Here is a 20,225-nt window from a genome sequence, read left to right on the forward strand (position 1 = left end):
CATCATGCAAGGATTGATCGATTATTTCACGAACGGGGGCCAGCTCAAAAAGGCAGCCTTGAGCAAGGGCCGCATGACATTCGAGCAGGCTGACTTTGAATGGCTGCCCCACAGGCTTACCTGGTCGGTCTCTGCATCCTCCCTTGGCACCGCGATCAGTGTGAATGGACGTGCTCTTACGACGGGGGGCACTGTGCTGCTTCAACATTTGGATGAGATCCTGATAGGCGCCACCCGGGCCAGATTTCTGCGTGTGCCTGACGTTCCAGTGCTGAGGTCAAAGCCCTGCCGCGAGGTGCTTCTGACACAACGCAAACTTTTGATCGGCCGCACGGACACCGGGGGCACCACAGTGCATGCGCGGCCGGACCAGGAATTCTGGCAGCTGGACCCGGAAGATGACCGCAACACCGCTCGGATCCATGTGGAGATCCATCCGGCGGACGGAGGATATGTCATCCACGATCGCAGCGCCACCGGCACTTATCTCAATGGTGCGGCGTTTCAGGACAAAAGCCTTATTCCGGGAGACCGCTTTGTCATCGGGAGCTACCATTTTGAATTCACAGGAAACTCGATCTGCTGTGTTGACTGCCTGCTGGGAGCACGGGTGGAAGGCCGGGATTTGAGTCTTGCGGTGCGTCATGAGGGCAAGGTCAAAACGATCATGAACAACGTGTCCATCGAGGTCAATGCGGGCGACTTCCTCGGCATTTTGGGTGGTTCGGGGCAGGGGAAGTCCACCCTGATGAATCTACTGGGCGGCGTGCTGAAGCCGAGCAAAGGCCATGTGCTGGTGGATGGAGATCCGATCGAGGAAAAGCTGCTGGCCGGGAGTGTCGTGGGATTTGTCCCTCAGGATGACATCGTCCACAGCGAGCTGACCGTCATCACTGCTCTCACGCTGACGGCACGACTGCGCCTCGCCGTCAGCAGACGGGCGATTGACGCCCTGGTCACTGCAACGCTGCAGAAACTTGGCCTAGAAAAACATTCGAACCAGCCCATCCGCTCGCTCTCGGGCGGTCAGCGGAAGCGTGTCAACATCGCCACTGAACTGCTCGTCCGTCCGTCGATCCTGTTTTTGGACGAGCCTACTTCAGGGCTTGATCCGGAGAATGAGGAAAGCGTGGTCTCGACGCTGCAGAATCTCAGCCTGACGGGTCAAACGGTGGTTTGCACGACGCACAGCCTGCACAAGGCGTTTCTATTCAAGCGAATCGCCTTTGTGCACGACGGCCGCCTGATCTTTCTCGGTACTCAGGATCAAGCACGTGCGCACTTTTTCCCGTCCAATGAAGACGCCACCAGCACGGACACCAGCGGCCCCAACGTGCGTCTGGAACGCATTTACAAGAGAGTCAATGAGCAGGGAAGCGGGGAGCTGTGGCAGCAGAAATTTCGAAAGTCCGCCTATGCGCCTTTCTCCGCGGACGCTGTTCCGCCGCCTCGCCGGATTTTCGCGCGCCCTCCCCGTCAGGCGCGGCCAGGTTTTTTCGGCAGCCTGAAGGTGCTTGTTTCCACCCAATGGCATGTTCTTGTGTCAGACCGCAAAAACTGGAAGTCCATCCTGCTGCAAGCCCTGCTGATCGGCCTGCTCGCGGGTTGGGTGGGACGGGAAGATCCGGAATTTCGATTCTTTGCCTGCCTCATTGCCACGCTGTGGTTTGGCTGCAGCAACGCCGCTCAGGCGATCGTCCGTGAGCTTCCGATCTTCTGCCGTGAACGGATTGCAGGGCTTAGCATGCATCCCTACATCATGAGCAAGACGCTCTTTCTGTCATTGATCTCCGGAGTTCAGATTGTTCTGCTGCTTCTGGCGCAGGCAGTCCCGGTGCTCCTGACGAGAGGCGCAGATGCAGATCCTGCACATGATCTGCTGCCCACGGGCGGAATCGGATTGTTTGTCCTGGCGTTTGCCCTCATGGGGGTGGTTGGGGTGCAGATTGGCCTGGCGCTTTCGTCACTGGCGCGAACGGTTACGCAGGCTGCATTGTGGGTGCCTCTTGCGCTTATACCGCAGATTTTGTTCAGCGGTTTTGTCGTGATTCAGCCTGAGATGCCGGATTCCGCCCGCATTTTCAGCTGCTTTGTTCCGAGTTCCTGCGCACAGAGGCTCGTTGACCTTTCGAATCTGGCAGGGAAACGCGTGCCCCTCATGACGGACGACACCGAGGTTCCCATGTTTTTTTGGACTAACCAGCAACTAAAACCGTATCTGACGCCTGGACGAAAAATCAAGGATGCAGAACAGCGCGAGCGCGCCGGCGGAGTTTATCGCGAAATCGATGAGTATAACACCGCCTGGCAGAATTCGCTCATTGATCCCCGGCGTCTGGGCGACCACAAACCTGGTGATGAAGATGTCGATTACGTGAAGAGGAGGGATGACATCGCCAACGGAAAAGAGGCCGGAGATGTTTTTGATCCGCAGATTTTTGCGGGGCCGAGCATCGTTGGGCTGGGAGTTTGGACTGGCTTCTGCTATCTGGTGATCTGGCTTGGACTCTCGCTCGCGCAGCCTGCTCCTCTCAGGCCCCGCTGGTTGCAGGGCGTTTCCGTGTAAACAAGGAACCTGGACAGGCTTGTGTGATCGTTATTCGGTGGCATCTCACCTGCCATCTGCCCTGAACGCACGCTCTGCGTGCAGCGTCTTGTTCATTCATACAGCACAATGCCTCGAATCTGAACGCACGGTTTTTCGTTAAAGGAGTACTATGAACTCTGCATGCATCTCTCTACTGACGTTAGCCATGCTGTCATCTGCTTGGCCTGCCATGGCTCAAAACCATGAGGAAACGATCCTGCCGGCGGTCATACCCACGAGCCAGCCTGGCGTGAAAGCTCGAACTGTCCTCGCTGCAAAAGCAAAGGCTGGGTCCGCCACCATCGGTGCGGTCAAATCCACGTCTGCCAGCCCTGCACTCAATGCCCCGCACGCCACCCTGTTTTCGGAAAACAGCGGTCCTATGCGGGACCAAACTGTGCACTATTACATCCCGGTAGGCGCGGTGTCACCGCAATCTGGGATCCGCACCTATCCCGGTACAACGGCGGCGCACATCACCAACGGAGCCACCCGGATCTCCAGTGGTATTCCGGCCGGAAGCACCTTCGCCAGGCTCGCCGGAACCACTGGATCAAGAGCAATCCGGCCCTCTACGAAAGCGCGCACCGTCAGCACGCGGTGAGAGGGCGGGCGAGCCAGTGCGGAGAATCATCAGCGACGGTTCTTTCACGCATTGGACCGAGCGAGGAAACCGCTTCCAGCCATCCGCCATCCAAGATTCCTGCGATTCGTGGGTATGAAACGGCAACGGAAGTGCATGCTCAAACGCGCACTGCTTGCGCTGCTCACGATGTCGTGCGGGCTGACGGGATGCGCACAGCCCTGTCCCATGAAGCAAAGCCGGTGGCCGAGATGGCTTGCGCCTTTTTCACGGCGCTGCCCCTGCCCGAAGCCGCCGCCCGAGCAACGCATCGTGATCAGTGTGGAAGAACAGCTGATGCTGACGTTTGAAGATAACGTGCCCAAAAAGCGCTACCCGGTGAGCACCTCAAGGTTTGGCATGGGCGACAAGATGCGCTCAGGACTGACGCCGCTCGGCAGACTGGAGATTGCGGAGATCATCGGAGAAGGGCTGCCCAAAGGGGCGCTGCTGCGTGGGCGCGTGCCAACGGGCGAAGTGCTGCGACCAAACACCCCCGGCCATGACGCAATCGTAACGCGGATTTTGCGCCTGCGCGGAAAAGAACCCGGCAACGCGCGCGCCCTGCAGCGCTGCATCTACATCCATGGAACTACGGCCGAAAAGTGCCTGAAAACTCCGGTATCGTGGGGGTGTGTGCGCATGAGTTCACGGGACATCATTCATCTGGCTCATTGGGCGAGGGCAGGAACGCGGGTGGACATCCTTCCAGGACGGCTGCCAGCGCCAGAACTGCTTCCGCAGTAAGCGGTGCAGCTATTGGCCATGACGAATGGAATTTAAATCGTGGAAGCATACGCACGACGCGCCTCTCTCGTGCGAAGGTATGAAAAACAAAAGGAGTCACCATGTTATCCTGGGCTGCCACTTTTCTCGTCATCGCCCTCATCGCGGGTGTGCTAGGCTTCGGAGGTCTGGCCGGAACAGCGACGGGGATTGCTCACATTCTCTTCACGCTGTTCCTCATCCTGTTCCTGGTGTCTTTGCTGCTCGGACGCCGCTCTCCACCTGTGTAACCCGGGGACGGGTTGCATTTTTTCATCGCGCGCCAGGCCCTGCTGCAATTAAAAGCAGGGTTTCGTTTGAAGTTGATTCGCCTTGGAAAAACCGTGACTTTTTAATACGGCCGGAGGGCGTGAATTGAACGTTTTCATCCCGACGCCTTTCCAGCATTCGAGCTCAATACTGACGATTCAGAAGCACTTCGATGAACCACCTCTTTTCGAATATCGAGATTCAAGGCTCGCTCACTTTTTCGAAAGCGCTGCAGATGGATGGCAGCATCGTTGGGGATGTGCATTCCTCAGGGCCTCTCGTCATCGGTGAGCAGGCTGTGATCAAAGGTACGGTGAATACGCAAAGCGTGGTCGTGTGCGGCAGTGTGGAAGGCAACATAACCGTGCAGGATAGATGTGAGGTCAAATCCACTGCCATTGTCATGGGAAACATCACTGCCGCCACCTTTTCGATAGAAGAAGGCGCAACATTTTGCGGGCACTCGCGAGTGCGGATGCCGTCTCCGCCTGCTGAAACAACACTCAAACGCTAACACGACGCTTGAACACGCCAGATCTTACCACGCAGAGTTCTCCCACAACCCGGTTGCGGCTTGCCGTGGTGGATGATCATGCGATCATCCGCGGCGTGTTTGTGACGTTGGTTGAGGATGCGCCGGACCTCATCATGGCGTGGACGGCTTCCTCAATAGCAGAGGCTTCAGAGAAGATACGCTGGGACGCCCCTGATGTGCTGGTGATGGACGTCGGGCTGCCTGATGGCAACGGTTTTGACTTCACTGCGGAAGTTTTAAGCCGTCTGCCTGATCTTCCCATCTTGATGGTCTCGGCTCAAGAAGACCCGAGTTATACGAAGCGAGCCGCCGCCGCCGGAGCCCGGGGGTTTATTCCAAAAGAAGCCTCCCTTGAGCAGCTTATCGAGGCGGTGAACACCATTCAGCAGGGCGGACACTGGTTTTTTGAGGATGGCAGAAGCTGAGCGAAGAAGGCTGACGCCTTTGGGCGGATCTCCGAAGAAGTATTCAGGCCGGAAGGGAAGACCGAACTTTTGGAACCCTGCTTAGCGTGAGAGCCCTATGGCAGGGGGGGCTGCTTCGACTGCCAGAACCTACCAAAGCGACAGCTTTGCGAAGAGCTGATTGAGCCTCTGCCAAGGCCGGGAGGTTGCTGGTTTTTCATCGGCATGGAAGATGATCCGATAACCGTTCGTGTCTTGCAATGCGTCAGAATTCCAGCTTTCGTCAAAGACGAGGCTTTTGCCTTCCTCTAAAAGGTACATGCGGTTGGCCACTTGAAAGCGCAGTTCATCATCTGGAGCGGGCACCAGTTTATCGTTATCGGAACGAAGCACTCCTGCCCAGGCCACTTGAAGACATGATTGAGATTTGCGGGGATTAAACCAGTCTTTGAGAGAGGACTGAATGCCTGGGGCAGAGAGCGATTTCATGAGGCTTGGCATGGGAGATTCGAGTGAGATGACTCGTTTTGATCGGCTGCCGGAGGAAGCCCGGATGCATAGGCTTCCGGATAAATGACTAAAACCTTTTTACGCCGCCAGCTCCGCGGCGGGAGAAAAGGTGAGTCCTGACTGACAAGCTACGTCAGTCAGGACTGATAGCGCTTCGGTTGCTCAGTCCATCGCTGGTCGAGCTGCTTTTCGCGCCACACTGAAGACATCGTGATGACGGAGAAAGTGGATGGGTGGTCCGCTGGAAATCGCTTCATTCAATCAACTGCCCTGGTCGGGCGGGTGCCTACCAAAAATGGGAACAAACGTGGCGGACGATTTATTTGGGTGAGGGAGAAGACGGCAGTCTTTCTCTCACCTTGTTTGCCCGACACGTTATTGCTTCTTTTTGCCGTGCAGAGTGTGTTCTGCCGGGCCGTTTTCATGCCACCACGCCATCAAGGTCCAACTGATGCGAGCGCATCATGCGACTAAAGATTGGCTTCGCGATTCACCCACTCAACGGCTGCTCGCACGAGCTCGGGGGCCGTTTTGAGCTGGAGCTTGTCCTTGATGTGGGCTCGATGGGTCTCAACGGTCTTGACACTTAGAAAGAGGGAACGAGCGATCTCGCGTGTGCCACGGCCTTCACCTACGGCGCGGAAAACTTCGAGCTCGCGATCACTGAGCTGTTCAACGGGAGAACTGCCGACGTTGCTGCCCCGGCCGTTGAGGAAAGTGTCCAGAAGGCGGCCGCCGATGGCGTCGCTCAGATAAAGGCTGCCACTGAGCACACGGCGGATGGCTTCGATGACTTTTTCCGAGGGTGCCGCCTTCATCACGTAACCCCTTGCACCGGCGCGTAAAGCGCGCTCCGCATAAATGCTCTCCTCGTGCATGGATACCATGAGGGCAGGCAGCACGGGATGCAATGCGCGGATGGACTTCATCAGCTCGATCCCATTGGTTCCCTGGATGGAAATGTCCAGCACGACGATGTCTGGCTTCAACTCATCCACTGCGGTGAGCGCATGAGCGGCAGAGCAGATCTCTCCGCATACATGGAGGTCAGCCTCATGATTGATGAGCTGGCTGATGCCATTGCGAAAGATCGGATGGTCATCCACAATCAGAACCCGCCGTTTGGCCGGCGCAGCAACAGGATTCGGGTTGGCCGGGGGTGTTTGAGGAGGAGATTTGACGGCTGTTTTTGCCATGGGAATCAGAGGTGTAATTGCGATGGACGAAGGAGAAGGGACACACGAAATCAATCTGAAGATGGCAGGCGACAGCGCACGACTGTGCCTCCTGCTGAACGGGCTTCCAGGGTTAGGGTGGCGCCAATCGAGCTGGCCCGATAGCGCATGAGCTTCAAACCCAGGCCCGTGTTTTGATCAATGTCTGCGGGCAGGCCGATGCCGTCATCGGTGATGGAGAGCATGATGTCTTTCTGCCGGATGCCAAGGTGAATGCTGATATTGCGGGCACGCGCATGGCGGGAGGCATTGACGACGGCTTCCTGAACGATGCGGTAGAGATGAACGGCAATTCCATTGTCCTGAACCGGAACAGGTTCATGGCAATGCAGCACATACCGGGTCTGCCCTGGCACGTTGTACCGGGCGGCTAGATCACGAAGAGCAGTGACGAGGCCGTTCGCGTCCACATCCACAGGATTGAGGCCGCGAGCCACGTCCCGCGCATCGTTGGTGGCGCTGCGAATGAGGCTGGCAATTTCTCGGAGCTTGTCCGCCGTTTCGTCATCGGACTTCTGGCCGCAAACATCACTCAGTGTGGCGGCCATCATGCCGACGCCGGAAAGGTGCTGGCAAACGCCGTCGTGCAGGGCCTGTCCGAGGCTTCGGCGCTCGCGTTCGCTGATTTCGGTGATCTCGTGCTCAAGGCGTTGGCGCTCTTTATACTCGCGGTGAAGCACTCGGTTGGTGTTTCTAAGTTCGGAGATGTCCCGCAGGATCAGAGTGAGAAGCGGTGCACTGCCGGCGATGGGAGGAGAGATGGAGGCTTCGATGGGAAATTCGCTGCCATCCGCCCTCATTCCGCGGATCTCGCCGGCAGCACCTGCTGCGGCCAGCGCCCGGGGGCTGCAGTCCTGGCCAGGATGAAACAGCCGGTTCAGAGCCTGGCCGCGTACTTCCGCCGCCGAAAGCCGGAACATGCGGACTGCAGCCGCATTAAACAAAACGATGCGCTGGTTTTCATCCACGGAGATAACCGCTTCCGTGAGTGCATCCAGAATCGACGCCATTCGTCCTTCACTGCCGCGCAATGCCTCCTCTGCTTCCAGACGAGAAGTGACGTCCGTGATGACAATCAGGTGGCAGTTTCCTTCCATGACCATGGCCGGACTGGTGGCCAGTTGCACCAGCTTGACCTGACCGCCTGCCGTGTGCAGCTGCAGTTCCGTCGTGATCTTTTCCTCCGCGAGATGAGCAGTTCCGCATCGCTGGAGGTGCTCTTGAAGAAGCTCACGGTCTTTTCTGCGGTTGAGCATGCTGGCGAAACCGATGTGCCTCAGGTCCTGAACATCGCGCCCTAGAAGAAGCGCGGCTGCGGCATTGATCTGCTCAATGCGACCTTTTGGATCGAGGATTGCATAGCCGACAGGAGAATGGTCAAACAGAAACTGGTTTGGCTGGACATTCGAGTCAAGGTTCCTGGAGGCTGTGCTCTGGAGCGCCGATTCTGAACGGGCTCCTTTCTTGCTTCCTCTTCCATTTGATGGATTCAAGACAGTGGTGCCATCCTGATTCGACGGCTGTTTTTTGGCGGAGGCGTTTCTGGCGAATACAGCCTGTTTCGCCCTTCCTGCAGAGGGGCGAGGCGTGCTGGATGCGGCCTTGGCTTCCGAATGAGCTTTCATGTTTTATGTGCCACAGCGGTCGCGCATTTATTTCTGGCAGGAAATGTGCCAGGCATTTTCAAGCAGCGGACAAAGGGCGGATTTCCGTGCCGGCCTCGTTGCAGAACCAGCCTGTTAGGCACCCAACGACGCGTTCCAGCCCGGCGGCATCTTTCCTTCCGGGGGCCAGCCGGACATCCGCATGCCTGTTGATGGTGTGCGTTCTCATGGTAGTTCAAGGGAACGAAGATGACCCAGATTGAGGGCGCTACAATCGGGTGGCTGCCTGCTTTCACCATCAGGCAAACCACTATGCGCCGCTGGCAGACGGAGGCGCTCGAAACTCACGAGGATCGCCGTTATGGTGTACTATGCGGGTGCTGAATGGCGGGCCAGCAGGTCGAGCAAAGTCTCCGCCGTGACGGGCTTGACCACATGTTCGTTGAATCCTGCAGCGCGTGCACGCGCGATGTCGGCCTCCATGCCGTAGCCGCTCATGGCGATGGCCGGAATGTTTGAGAACTGACGCAAATTCCCGATTACGTCCAGGCCGGTTCCATCCGGCAGACCGAGGTCGCTCAACAGCAGGTCGAAGGATTCATTCGCCAGAATCTGGCGTGCCTGTGTCACGGTGCTGGCCGTAGTGACGTGGTGGCCCCAGCGCGTCATCAGCCGGCGGAGCACCTCGCGTGTGTCTTCATGATCTTCAACAAGCAGTACACGAAGCGGGCGGGTCTGCGTTGCTTCGCTGGCAACAGGCCTCGTTTCGGCAAGGACGGTGCCGTCTGGGAGGACTGGAAGTTCGACGATGAATGTGGCCCCTTGATCGTGCCCTCCGCTGCGAACGCTGATCTTGCCGCCGTGGGCTTCTACGAGTCCCTTTGCCACGCTTAGTCCCAGGCCCAGACCACCAAAACGGCGCGTCGTGCCCGCGTGGCCTTGCCGGAAAGGGTCAAAGATTTGAGGCAGTATTTCCGCGGCAATGCCGATGCCATTGTCCGTGACATCGACACGCACCATCCCGTCTGTTTCTACGCTGCGGATGGTGACCTGTCCGCCTTCCGGCGTGAACTTCGCAGCATTCGCCAGCAAGTTGCAGAACACCTGTGAAAGGCGAGCCGCGTCGCCACGCACCAAGGGCCGGCCTTCGGCAAGCTCCAGTGTCACGGAAAGGTCTTTTTTACGCAGATCTGCCTGGGTAATGGCTAGTGCATCTCGCAGCACCGTGTGAATATCCACCGGGCTGGAATTGATGCGGAGCTTGCCGCGGGTGATGCGCGTGACGTCCAGCAGATCATCCACCAGGCGTGCTTCCAGCTCGATGTTGCGGCAGACCAATTCCAACGACCGGCGAAGATCTTCTTCATTTTCTGCAGGTGTGGAAATAAGAGAGGACACCGCTGCCAGCGCTGGTGTCAGAGGGGTGCGCAATTCGTGGCTGAGCACAGCAAGGAAATTGTCCTTGGCTGCATTGGCGGTCTCTGCGGCCGACTTCGCAGCGGCGAGTTCACGGACCATCACCGCCATGTCGAGCGAGCGTGAGTCCAGAGCGCTGCGCAAGGCGTCACGAGTGAGCTTGGTCTGCAGCTGATTCCGCACCCGACTGCGCAGTTCGTCGGTCAAAAAGGGTTTCATCACGTAATCCTGCACGCCCTCGATCAGCAGGTTCATCTTCATTTCCTCATCTGCCTTGGCCGTGAGAAGGATCACTGGCACGTCCGCGAGATGTTCGTCCTGCCGGAGCGCGGTCACCAGTTCCTCTCCCGTCATCCTAGGCATCATCATGTCCGTGATGATCAAGTCAGGGACTTTTTCTTTTACAGCAGCCAGAGCGGCCACGCCATCCTCGGCAGTTCGCGTCCTTGCGTCCGGCTGGAGCATGCGGCAGATGAATTCCCGCATGTCCTGGTTGTCCTCCACTACAAGCACATCCGGAAGATCCATGTCCGTGGGTTCAGGTGTGGGGCCTGCGGCCTCTTCTTCGTGCGAGGGCGAATTCGCAAGACGTCTCAGGACTTCGTCCGTGCCCATCCATAGGGAAGTCTCAACTTCCACCCCGCCCGGAGCTTTCCGGGGGAGGCGCACTCGAAACTGCGCGCCGCCTGCTGCGCTCTGGCCCACCGTGATCGAGCCGCCGTGCATTTCCACAAATTCCTTGGTGATGGACAACCCGAGACCCGTGCCGCCGTAGCGTCTCTGAGTGTCTCTGTCTCCCTGCTGGAAACGCTCAAAGATCCCATCCCGCAGTTCTGGCGGGATTCCCGGGCCGGCATCTTCCACCGTCAGCGTGAAGTGGTCGCCATCCTCCGTCAATGCGAGACGGACGATGCTGTCATTCGGCGAATACTTGAAGGCATTCGACAGCAGGTTCATGAACACCCGCTGAACCTTGTCTGCGTCTACCTCCGCCTGGGTTTCAGCCGGTGTTTGCAGTTCCACACGGATTCCGCGTTCACTGACCACAGACTCGAAGATGCTGGCCATGGCCCGTGCCATGGCGGACAGGTCAAGGCGCGAATAGTGCAACTCCAGCTTGCCCGCCTCCAGCTTTGAGACATCCAGCAGGTCATTAACGTGTTTGTATAGCAGCAGCGCATTCCTCCGGATCACCGCCAGCTCGCGCCGGGTTGACGGGTCTGGTTTGAGCTGCAGAAGCCGGTCCACCGGGGAAAAAATGAGCGCGAGCGGAGTGCGCAGTTCGTGGCTCACGTTTGCAAAAAAGTTCGTCTTGATCTGATCCATCTGCTTCACCTTGGAGTAAAGCTCGTTGAGCTCCTTGTAGGCATGCTCAAGTTTCCCGCGGTTCTCCGCCGACTGGCGCGCGGCCTCCATCAGCGAAAGAATCCGAGGGACCAGCGGAGGAAGCACCAGGGCCGTTGTTACGGAGGCGACAGCGGTGATGAGTTTCACCCAGCCCGAGAGCCAGTAGCGCGGATTGGCTGCATTGAGTGTCCATACCTCCATGAAATGTGTCGCGCCGCAGGCCACAATGAATGTCGCGAACGCCAGCATCATCCAGTGGAAGGGCAGGTTGTGGCGGGCGCGGTATACTAGCCATACCAAGGTGGCTGAAATGGCCACATAGGCCAGGCCGATGAGCATGTCCGATCCGCCGTGAAGCCACATCAAATCTTTGTTGAACAAGTAGCAATGCGAATGCGGCATGAAAAAGTCTCCAGCCTTGGTGCCGAGTGAAAGAGAAAACCCGGCGGCGAGAAGGAGAACGCTTGTGACGAAGATGACGTATTGAAGCAGCGATCGATGGTTCATGGGGGATGGTAGACCAGGTGGCAGACCACAGGCGGCGGCATGTCTTCGGCGGACTATTACGGCAGGTGGGGATGCTACACAATCGGTCCCTTACACCAGAAGCCTTTCTTTAGAAAAATGAAACAGCAGGGTTTCTCCTTCCACCGCCGGTCCGGACTGAGGCGAGACGCAGTGCTTATCCGCGGGTCAAGTCAGAACATCCACGCGGCCTCAAATCTGGCACGGCACATCAGGCTACCGCCGGTTGCAGGGATCAGACAAAGTCTATGCGGTATAACGCGCCTTCCTGGCGGGAGAAGTAGTTACTCGCATGTTATTACCACATCAGGAAATCCCCTGATGCCAAGATAAGGAGATTCCACCGTGCCTTCGATATGTTGAGATGCAGGTTTCATTCCGGATGCATGTGCGGTCACATGCGAAAGTCTTGTTCACACCGTGGGAATGGTGATTTTCGTGAGCAAGCAAGATTCTGCAGGCAGGTACTGCTGAGTGAGCGAGGCGTTGCAGGCATTGATCATCCGCTTTGCTGACCAAAGGCCAAGGCCGTAGTGATCATGGCAGAGAGCCGAAAAAGGCTGCGCCCACGTGCTGGTATCCACGGGGTCGTTTTTGGGTTCGCTCAGTTCAAAAACCACCCGGCTGTCTTCCCTATACGCTTTGATTTTCAATGCGGCGCCGCGGGAAAAAGCCTTCGCATTGACGAGCAATTCGTTAAAAACGGAGGCCATGAATTCCACATCGACATCCACGTCTTCTTCACCGAGTTGATCATCCCAACTCACCTCGGGCGCGGCGGTCATGGAGGCATGCTTCTCGCGCCAGATTCTCAGCAGAGCCTTTGCGGGAGTTTTAGCGATGAGAGGTGAGGGCTCCTGCACCATCATCGAAAGTGCACGCAGACTCTGGGCAAGACCACGGACCTGCTTGCGGACCCGTGCGGCACTCGTGCCAGCCTCGTCATCGGTCACCAGCTCCTGCAGGAAAGAGGCCTCCAAATCCAGGCTGTTCAATCCATTGCGGACATCATGGGTGTGCTGCCGCACAAATGCGGCTACGCGTGACCAGGGAATGACGGTTTCATCCATGCGGAACTTTACACTATGACAGGCAATGTGGCTTCAACGAAATGTGACGAGACGACATCAAGCCGAGGGCTCGAAGGTTTTCAACGGGACAATTCGCCCGCCTCGTGTTGTACATCATCGAAGATAATCTTTAGCCCGCACAGTGGCGCAGGCTTGTGCTGGACGAAAGATGGTATGGCTGGCTGTCAGCGGCCCACGAAAAGGCACGTTCGGCGCGTTCGTGCAGGTGTCTTACATCCATGTCGCTTGGATGTGCCTTCGTCGTCAGCGCAGCCTTGGAAATGGCGGCATTTTCGGCTTCATGCAGATCATGCGCTTCGACATCGCATTGAAGCAGGAAGCGGCCGGTGCTGAATTCGTGAATGATGGCATGGTAGCTCATGACTTGTGTGGGTTTCGTGGTGGTCCTGCGAATCGGGTGCTATGGGCGAGGGGGCTAGAGGCAAAAATCGGGTGTCCATGGAGGGCAAACCAGATCAAAGCCTCGGCATGCCGGGCACCAAAACGGTCATAAACTTTCATGATCAGCTTGCCCAGGGACATGGTTGTGTGTCTTGGTTTCGCTTTCATTTGGGCCGACAGTTCTCCATGAATCGCAACCCAGCGGAATGGCGGATGCCTCATTTTCTGCATTTTATGCGATGGTCTCGGAGGAGAAGAGGCGAAGGACAGAAAAGGAGACATCCAGATGCAGCGCGAAGTGCGAATTACACGCACCAAACCCTGCACCATGAACTGCACCCAGCGGCTACTGTCCTTCTGGATGGAGGCGCATCGCTGGAACTCCCTATGAACATGCAAGCCTCCGCCGTCCTGAACGCCCCGGCAGCCGTTGAAGCTGGCAAGCGTCTGCTTGTCGTGGATGACCATCCGGTATTTCGGCACGGCATCTGTCAGTATCTCGGCCAGGTCTCCGAGATCTCCATTTGTGCCGAAGCCAGCAACGCCCAGCTAGCCTTGGAGGCGATGCGGCAGCATGGCCCCGACGTGGTCCTGATGGATGTGTCCCTGCCCGGCACCAACGGAATCGAACTCATCAAATACATGCTGGCCGAGCAGCCGAACCTGATCATTCTCATGATATCGATGCATGATGAATCGCTCTATGCGCTGCGCGCCCTGCGGGCGGGGGCAAAGGGCTACTTGATGAAGCAGCAGACGATGGAGCACATCCTGGATGCGCTGCGCAAGGTGTGCAGCGGGGGCATCTATGTCAGCCCTCAGTTCAGCGAGAAGCTGATTTTCAAATCAATTGCCGGAAGCACCGGGGAATTTGGTTCGCCAGTGGAAAAGCTCTCGGATCGTCAGCTCGAAGTGCTGCAGCTCTTCGGCCGGCATAAATCCACGCGTGAGATCAGCGAGGCTCTGCACATCAGCGTCAAGACCATTGAAACCCATCGCACCCATATCAAGGAAAAACTTGGTTTTAAGGACGCGGAGGAGTTGATGGATTTTGCCACCGAATGGATCGCCACACAGGAAGGTTGACTCCGCCGCCGTGGGACCCGTCCATTTGATGGTGCAGCCGCGAAACAGTTTTGCATGACTCTCTTCACCGATCCCAATGCACTTCAGATCGTGCGCATGATAAGGGCGCCACGCGAGGGAGTATATGCAGCCTGGACGGATGCCAGTGTTGCGCTGCAATGGTGGGGGGATCAGGGATGCGAGACCGAAGAACTGAATCTCGACGCGTGGCGCGGCGGTACTTTCCGCTGGGTATTCAAAGCAGCCGATGGGACGAAGAACCTCGTCCGTGGCAAATACCACAGCGTGCAGCCACCCATAAAAATTGTACACACATGGCAATGGGTGGACGCGCCGGGCTGGAAGGAAGCCTGGAGTCTGGTCACCATCGAATTTTCAGAGAAAGATGACGGCCGTGCGACTGAGATAAGGCTGACGCACGACAAGCTGCCTGATGAAAAAACGCGTGACAGCCACATGAAGGACTGGAACAGCTCGCTGGACAGATTGGAACGTCTTTTCACAGATGTCGTCTGAGTTGTCCAGGGCGGAGGCATGACATCTAAAGTCAGGTTTTGCCTGAAGAAACGATCATAGCGCATCCTGAAGTGCTGCTGCTCGCTGAAATGCGTTTGTAGGTGCAGCTTAGGCGTCTGCACGTCATTCTGGCCGGCAGACGCCCACCCAACAACCACATGAATAGCAAAACCGAAATCATTGAAGGCCTGCGCGACGCTTACGCCATGGAAAAGGCCATGGAGATCGCACTGCAAAAGCTGATGGTGCATCCGCACACGCACGTGGATCTTCAACAGCAGGCCTCCCAGCACTGCGCCTCCACCCGGCGGCATGCAGTGGAGCTCGCTGCCTGCCTTAGGAGGCTGGATTCGGACACCGCTTCGCCCAGATCCGAGTGGGTCCGAGGGATAGAACTCATGAAAGGCATGGGGGCGGCTTTTGTTCGTGACGAGCGCATCAAAGATGTTCTCACCGTGTTTGCCACCGAGCATTTCGAGATCGCCTGTCATGCACGTCTCGGGGAGGGGGCGCAGCATTTCGGCTTGTTGGAGATCGTACGGATCTGCGATGAAATTCTGCAGGCCGAAAAGAGGATCAGCAAATGGCTGAAGCTTAACCTGCCTCAAATCGCCGCAGCTTGTTTTTGCGCCGAAGATGAAGAACAGGCCGCAGCAGGGGAAGCGCCACGCAATGCGGGCGGCCAGTGGGAGTTTGCACAACTTGGGAAAAACATGACACTGTTCGGTGTGCGTCTGCCACGAGCTGCGTGAGGCTGCAGCTTATGCAGCCTGCAGCGTATGAATGGCGCTGCGAGTGCGAAACACCTGGCGGAGTTTCTTCAGGCCAAGTTCCATGCGGGTTTTAACAGTGCCGAGCGGTGTGTGGGTGGCCTCTGCGACCTCCCTCTGACTCATTCCTTGAAGGAAGGCGAGGACGATGACCTGCTGCTGTGCTTCCGGCAGAAGTGTGAGGTGTTCGCCCAGCACCCGGCCCATGTCTGCCTGCTCGCAGTCGGCGGCGGAATCCTGGGTGAAAGAGGCGGAATGGTGAATGGCGTCCTCCATGCGGTCTTTGGCGCGGCAATAGGCCATGGAACGGCGCAGATGGTCAATGGCACGTCGCTTGCCGAGGGTCATGATCCAAGCCAGGGGCCGACCTTTGGCTGGCGAGTAGTGATCTGCCTGCCTCCAGAGCTCGAAGAAGCATTCCTGGAGGACATCCTCGGCGGCGCTGTCGTCATTGACGGTGCGCATGATGGCGCTCTTCAACAACCTCCGGTAACGTTGCATGAGGGTTTCCAAGGCGGAAGCATCCCGCTGCTGAATGGCTGCCATGAGATCCTCATCCGGCGGCTGCTGGGCATCAAAGTCGCTGCTGCCCTGAAACGTTGACGAAGTGGAGGCGGTAAAAGTTTTCATGAGAAACGAATACCCACGTCCCAGAACTCGCACAACCCGAGCCCGCCCTGTTCGCCCCCTCGGGGTATGCCTGATACGCACCGCTTTCTTTATCGGGCGCCTCCACATGCGTGTAGTTGCGTCTTTTCCAGAACGATGGCTGGAGCGGAAACCTCAATCCGACTCTGTCGCGGTGCGCTGAATAGCAGCAATGAGCTCCCGCAGGTCGATTGGTTTTACCAGATGTTCTGCAAAGCCGGCCTCACGGCTGCGACGTCTGTCCTCATCCATTCCAAAACCGCTCATGGCGATGCCCCGCATGCCACCTTGGGCGCTGACATGACGCATGATCTCATAACCCGTGCCATCAGGCAGCCCCAGATCACTGACCAAGATATCGAAGTGTTCGCTCTCCGAAGCTTTGATGGCGCTCTCCACGGTAGTCGCCAAAGCCACGGAAGCCCCGGCCTGGGAAAGCTGACGACTGAGGATCCGCGCTGTGTCCGCATGGTCCTCGACGAGAAGGAGCCGGACGGGGGGGAGCTTTGCCTTTTGCCGCGGAGTCGAAAGCCGGATTCTGGCCGTGGTCGTCAAAACTTTGGCCGGCAGCTCGATGATGAAAGTTGCGCCCTGACCGGCGCCGGCACTCTCGGCGCGAATGGTGCCGTGGTGCAGATCCACCAGGGCTTTGCTGATTGCGAGGCCGAGACCTAGTCCCCCAAACTCGCGCGTGATGCTGGCACCGCCCTGTTCAAAGGCATTGAATACATGGGGAAGCCTGTCTGCAGGAATGCCAATACCGTGATCCGCGACCCGCACTTCACAGCAGCCCTCAGCGCGGCGCATGCTGCTGACGTGAATGACGCCTTTCATGGGGGTGAACTTGATGGCGTTTTTCAGCACATTCCAAAACACCTGCTGAAGGCGCGCGGAATCCGCCGCAACCATGCCGACATTTTCATCGAGCTGGGTTTCCAGGCGGATTTCCTTTTCCAGGATCTGCGGTGCACACACCCTGCAGGCCTGGCGCACCACATCATTGAGATCCACGGCGTTGACCATCAGCGACAGTTTTCCGCTGGTGATCCGGCTCAGGTCCAGCAGGTCGTCAATGAGCTTGGTCTCCAGTTCAATGTTGCGTTTGATCATGACCAAATCCTCCCGGATTTCAGGTCGCAGCCCAGGTTCTTGCTCGAGCGCCGCCACCGCCAGCAGCACGGGTGTCAGCGGAGTGCGGAGTTCATGACTCAGCACGGCAAGAAAGCGGTCCTTGCTCTGGCTCGCGAGTTCCGCAGCCTCCTTGGCCTCACGCAGAAGTGTTTCTTGCTTCTTGCGGTCGGTGATATCGCGGAAAAAGATGCCGAGTCTGCCACCGCTGATGGGATAGGCGTTGATCTCAAACCACTGCCCCCAGGGCTCATAAAAGTTTTCAAACCTCAGCGCCACCCGCTCCACCATCGCACGCCGGTAATTGGTCTCAACAACGGTGCCCCGAGTGGCGGGAAAGGCCTCCCAATGATTGAGGCCGAGATACTTGTCTGGCGCCAGTCCATAAAGGCGGGCAGCTTCGTTGTTCAGGTAAATGATGCGGTAGTCGGCATCCAGGGCCATGAAAGCAGTGTTCATGCCTTCGAGAATTTCCGTGCGCTCCTCCTGGAGGGCTGCTTCGCGTGCGGCCGCCTCCGTGCGAATTCGCGCAAGCTTGAGAGTGCTGCTGACCTTTGCGAGAAGCTCGCGGGCATGGAAGGGTTTGATCAAGTAATCGTCCGCACCGGCCTCAAGTCCTGCCACTCGCGACTCTTCTCCGGCCCGTGCGGAAAGGACAATGACCGGGATGGATTGCAGTTCAGAAGACGCCCGCATCTGACTTAACAGGCCAAAGCCGTCGAGGCGCGGCATCATGACATCGGTCAGCACCAGATCGGGCCGCATCTCATGGGCAAGGTCCAGCGCTGCCTGGCCATCCGCCACAGTGAAGACCTCGTAACGCTCTGCCAGCAGCCGGGCGATGTATTCGCGCATGTCTGCATTGTCATCCGCAAGGATGATGCGCGGGCGCTGGGCGTCACATTCATCCTGAGTGCCATCTTTTTGCGCCGCTGCGTTTTCCGAAGCCTCGGCATTGGGCAGCCAGCGCATGGCTTCGGCGAGGAATGTCCTGGCCAGGTGGGTGCCAGCGTGCCTTGCTGGAGCGGTGGAGCATTGATCTTCCGGCAGGTGGGCGCTGCCATGTGGCAGCCTGACAATAAAGCAGCTGCCACGGCCGGCCTCACTTTCCACTGCCACAGATCCACCATGAGTCTTCACCAGTTCATTCACCAGCGCCAGCCCGATGCCGCTGCCTTCGTGTGTGCGTGACTCCACACCCTGCACGCGGTAGAAGCGTTCAAACAGGTGCGGTTTGGCTTCGTCAGGGATTCCTGCTCCGGTGTCACAGACCCGCATTTCAAACATGTCTTCGAATTCTCTGACGTGGATGCGGATTTCACCGCCCAAGGTGAATTTGAAGGCGTTGGACAGGAGGTTCAGCACCACCTTTTCCCACATCTCATGATCCAGATAGGCTGGCTCGGACAGCGGCGGACATTCCACCACAAATCGGAGTCCTGCTTTTTCGATGGCTGATCTGAAGGTGCTGGCAAGCTCCGCAGTGTAGGCGGAGATATCGGTAGGCTCAAAACGCGCCTTCACCCGCCCGGCCTCCATGCGTGAGAAATCGAGGAGCGAATTCACCATCTTCAGGAGGCGCATTCCATTCCGGTGCGCCACGGAGGCGAGCGTGTGTTCTGCAGGTGGAAGTCCGGTGCTGGCGTTTTCAACCAGTTCCGCCAGTGGTCCCAGCATCAGAGTCAGCGGGGTGCGAAACTCGTGGCTGACATTGCTGAAAAAGGCGGTCTTGGCGCGGTCGATCTCCTCCAGGGCCGCTGCGCGCTTCCGCTCGGCCTCATAGGCCCGCGCCGAGGCGAGGCCCGCGGCAATCTGTCCGGCGAAAAGATCGAGGAATCCGCGATAGGCTGCGTCCAAGGGACGGAATGGATTGAGCCCCGCGACTAGAAAACCCGCGGGCTGCGACTGCCCCTGCTGGGCCAGGGGCACGAGAAGAGCACTGCGCGGCGGCTGGCCCCAGGGCTTCGAGGGAAGGCTGCTCCCATAGCTGGTCAAGTCATCCACGAGAAGGGATGCACTTTGGCTGAATTCTTCGACCAATGGCCAGGCTTCTCCGCTTTCTCCGCAGATCAGTTCCGGAGCCAGCGGGCTGCCTGCCACAGCGCCATGTGCGGATGCAAGGTGGGAGGCCTTCCCATCCGAGGAGTGCAAATAGATCAGCGCGAAGGGCATGTCCTGCGGTCTTTCCTCCAGCCGACTGGAAACCGCGCTGCACACGTCCTCCTCAGATTTGATCGTCGAAAGGTCAGAGCCGAGATCTCGCAGCAAGGCCAGACGCCGCTCGCCGATGACGCGCTCGGTTTCTTCGGTCACCACGCAGAGCATGCCGCCAATGGAGCCGTCGTCATGCGAGATCGGGCTGTACGAAAAGGTATGGTAGGTCTCTTCGGCAAAACCGCTGCGCTCGAGAAACAGCAGCAGTGATTCATCCCAGGTGGCTTCGCCCGTGCGGACCACGGATTCGGCCCGCGGACCGATGTCTGCCCAAATCTCCTCCCAGACTTTTGTGGCGGACTGCCCCAGCACAGTGTCACGTTTGATGCCGAGCGTGGGCAGATAGGCGTCATTGCAAAAAAAGTAGAACTCAGGCCCCCACCCCATCCACATGGCAAAGCGTGAACTGAGCATGAGGTGCACGACGACTTTCAGGCTGTTGGGCCACAGATGCGGCGGCCCCAAAGGATGCTGCGCCCAGTCAAACTCCCGGATGCGCCGCGCCATCTCTCCGCTTCCGGAGAGGAAGTTCAGGGAAGACGCTACTGAATAGGCAGGATCCATGATTGTC

At 57.9% G+C, this 20,225-nt stretch carries 16 protein-coding genes; 8 read left to right on the top strand and 8 right to left on the bottom strand.

What is annotated here, in order from left to right; all coding sequences use genetic code 11:
- The first annotated feature begins 4 nt into the window (after positions 1–4).
- From ACILSO_RS03315 to ACILSO_RS03335, 5 genes are all read left to right on the top strand, one after another.
- Positions 5–2,566, top strand: a complete 2,562-nt coding sequence (locus ACILSO_RS03315) for an ATP-binding cassette domain-containing protein (protein WP_395735943.1) — start codon at positions 5–7, stop codon at positions 2,564–2,566.
- Positions 2,567–3,398: 832 nt separating this feature from the next.
- Positions 3,399–3,956: a L,D-transpeptidase gene (locus ACILSO_RS03320; RefSeq protein WP_395735944.1), complete on the top strand. Its 558-nt coding sequence runs from the start codon at positions 3,399–3,401 to the stop codon at positions 3,954–3,956.
- Positions 3,957–4,057: 101 nt separating this feature from the next.
- Entirely contained in the window at positions 4,058–4,225 is a 168-nt protein-coding gene (locus ACILSO_RS03325; RefSeq protein WP_395735945.1) for a DUF1328 domain-containing protein, read from the top strand.
- Between the two features lie 191 nt (positions 4,226–4,416).
- Positions 4,417–4,758: a polymer-forming cytoskeletal protein gene (locus tag ACILSO_RS03330; RefSeq protein ID WP_395735946.1), complete on the top strand. Its 342-nt coding sequence runs from the start codon at positions 4,417–4,419 to the stop codon at positions 4,756–4,758.
- Between the two features lie 8 nt (positions 4,759–4,766).
- Complete coding sequence (locus ACILSO_RS03335; RefSeq protein WP_395735947.1) at positions 4,767–5,204, top strand: response regulator transcription factor; 438 nt, start codon at positions 4,767–4,769, stop codon at positions 5,202–5,204.
- 129 nt (positions 5,205–5,333) lie between these two features.
- On the opposite strand, the gene ACILSO_RS03340 is transcribed toward ACILSO_RS03335, so the two are convergent.
- From ACILSO_RS03340 to ACILSO_RS03365, 6 genes are all read right to left on the bottom strand, one after another.
- Positions 5,334–5,672, bottom strand: a complete 339-nt coding sequence (locus ACILSO_RS03340; protein ID WP_395735948.1) for a hypothetical protein — start codon at positions 5,670–5,672, stop codon at positions 5,334–5,336.
- A gap of 491 nt (positions 5,673–6,163) precedes the next feature.
- Positions 6,164–6,889: a response regulator gene (locus ACILSO_RS03345; protein WP_395735949.1), complete on the bottom strand. Its 726-nt coding sequence runs from the start codon at positions 6,887–6,889 to the stop codon at positions 6,164–6,166.
- 50 nt (positions 6,890–6,939) lie between these two features.
- Positions 6,940–8,553: a PAS domain S-box protein gene (locus tag ACILSO_RS03350; RefSeq protein WP_395735950.1), complete on the bottom strand. Its 1,614-nt coding sequence runs from the start codon at positions 8,551–8,553 to the stop codon at positions 6,940–6,942.
- 348 nt (positions 8,554–8,901) lie between these two features.
- Entirely contained in the window at positions 8,902–11,802 is a 2,901-nt protein-coding gene (locus ACILSO_RS03355) for an ATP-binding protein (RefSeq protein ID WP_395735951.1), read from the bottom strand.
- Positions 11,803–12,233: 431 nt separating this feature from the next.
- Positions 12,234–12,605, bottom strand: coding sequence for a hypothetical protein (locus tag ACILSO_RS03360; protein ID WP_395735952.1), 372 nt, complete (start codon positions 12,603–12,605; stop codon positions 12,234–12,236).
- A 415-nt stretch (positions 12,606–13,020) separates the two neighbouring features.
- The gene (locus ACILSO_RS03365) at positions 13,021–13,272 is read right to left on the bottom strand and encodes a hypothetical protein (RefSeq protein WP_395735953.1); all 252 of its coding nucleotides are present in this window, start codon (positions 13,270–13,272) and stop codon (positions 13,021–13,023) included.
- Positions 13,273–13,349: 77 nt separating this feature from the next.
- Between ACILSO_RS03365 and ACILSO_RS03370 the strand changes: the two genes are divergently transcribed.
- From ACILSO_RS03370 to ACILSO_RS03380, 3 genes are all read left to right on the top strand, one after another.
- Entirely contained in the window at positions 13,350–14,378 is a 1,029-nt protein-coding gene (locus ACILSO_RS03370) for a response regulator (protein ID WP_395735954.1), read from the top strand.
- 54 nt (positions 14,379–14,432) lie between these two features.
- Positions 14,433–14,894, top strand: coding sequence for an SRPBCC domain-containing protein (locus ACILSO_RS03375; protein ID WP_395735955.1), 462 nt, complete (start codon positions 14,433–14,435; stop codon positions 14,892–14,894).
- Between the two features lie 158 nt (positions 14,895–15,052).
- On the top strand, positions 15,053–15,646 hold the full coding sequence (locus ACILSO_RS03380; RefSeq protein WP_395735956.1) for a DUF892 family protein: 594 nt from the start codon (positions 15,053–15,055) through the stop codon (positions 15,644–15,646).
- Positions 15,647–15,655: 9 nt separating this feature from the next.
- On the opposite strand, the gene ACILSO_RS03385 is transcribed toward ACILSO_RS03380, so the two are convergent.
- Both ACILSO_RS03385 and ACILSO_RS03390 read right to left on the bottom strand, forming a co-directional pair.
- Positions 15,656–16,294 (bottom strand): RNA polymerase sigma factor, encoded by a 639-nt coding sequence (locus ACILSO_RS03385; RefSeq protein ID WP_395735957.1) that lies wholly within the window; start codon positions 16,292–16,294, stop codon positions 15,656–15,658.
- Between the two features lie 153 nt (positions 16,295–16,447).
- Positions 16,448–20,218 (bottom strand): ATP-binding protein, encoded by a 3,771-nt coding sequence (locus ACILSO_RS03390; RefSeq protein WP_395735958.1) that lies wholly within the window; start codon positions 20,216–20,218, stop codon positions 16,448–16,450.
- Between the last annotated feature and the right edge of the window lie 7 nt (positions 20,219–20,225).

The organism is Prosthecobacter sp. (assembly GCF_044226605.1).
In the GTDB taxonomy this organism is placed as follows: Bacteria; Verrucomicrobiota; Verrucomicrobiia; order Verrucomicrobiales; family Verrucomicrobiaceae; genus Prosthecobacter.

Bases quoted from the DNA above. Each gene is read 5' to 3' on its own strand.
- ACILSO_RS03390 (WP_395735958.1), bottom strand. From the start codon at position 20,218: ATGGATCCTGCCTATTCAGTAGCGTCTTCCCTGAACTTCCTCTCCGGA.
- ACILSO_RS03380 (WP_395735956.1), top strand. From the start codon at position 15,053: ATGAATAGCAAAACCGAAATCATTGAAGGCCTGCGCGACGCTTACGCC.
- ACILSO_RS03355 (WP_395735951.1), bottom strand. From the start codon at position 11,802: ATGAACCATCGATCGCTGCTTCAATACGTCATCTTCGTCACAAGCGTT.
- ACILSO_RS03340 (WP_395735948.1), bottom strand. From the start codon at position 5,672: ATGAAATCGCTCTCTGCCCCAGGCATTCAGTCCTCTCTCAAAGACTGG.
- ACILSO_RS03365 (WP_395735953.1), bottom strand. From the start codon at position 13,272: ATGAGCTACCATGCCATCATTCACGAATTCAGCACCGGCCGCTTCCTG.
- ACILSO_RS03375 (WP_395735955.1), top strand. From the start codon at position 14,433: ATGACTCTCTTCACCGATCCCAATGCACTTCAGATCGTGCGCATGATA.
- ACILSO_RS03360 (WP_395735952.1), bottom strand. From the start codon at position 12,605: ATGACCGCCGCGCCCGAGGTGAGTTGGGATGATCAACTCGGTGAAGAA.
- ACILSO_RS03320 (WP_395735944.1), top strand. From the start codon at position 3,399: ATGAAGCAAAGCCGGTGGCCGAGATGGCTTGCGCCTTTTTCACGGCGC.
- ACILSO_RS03370 (WP_395735954.1), top strand. From the start codon at position 13,350: ATGGAGGGCAAACCAGATCAAAGCCTCGGCATGCCGGGCACCAAAACG.
- ACILSO_RS03350 (WP_395735950.1), bottom strand. From the start codon at position 8,553: ATGAAAGCTCATTCGGAAGCCAAGGCCGCATCCAGCACGCCTCGCCCC.
- ACILSO_RS03330 (WP_395735946.1), top strand. From the start codon at position 4,417: ATGAACCACCTCTTTTCGAATATCGAGATTCAAGGCTCGCTCACTTTT.
- ACILSO_RS03325 (WP_395735945.1), top strand. From the start codon at position 4,058: ATGTTATCCTGGGCTGCCACTTTTCTCGTCATCGCCCTCATCGCGGGT.
- ACILSO_RS03345 (WP_395735949.1), bottom strand. From the start codon at position 6,889: ATGGCAAAAACAGCCGTCAAATCTCCTCCTCAAACACCCCCGGCCAAC.
- ACILSO_RS03385 (WP_395735957.1), bottom strand. From the start codon at position 16,294: ATGAAAACTTTTACCGCCTCCACTTCGTCAACGTTTCAGGGCAGCAGC.
- ACILSO_RS03315 (WP_395735943.1), top strand. From the start codon at position 5: ATGCAAGGATTGATCGATTATTTCACGAACGGGGGCCAGCTCAAAAAG.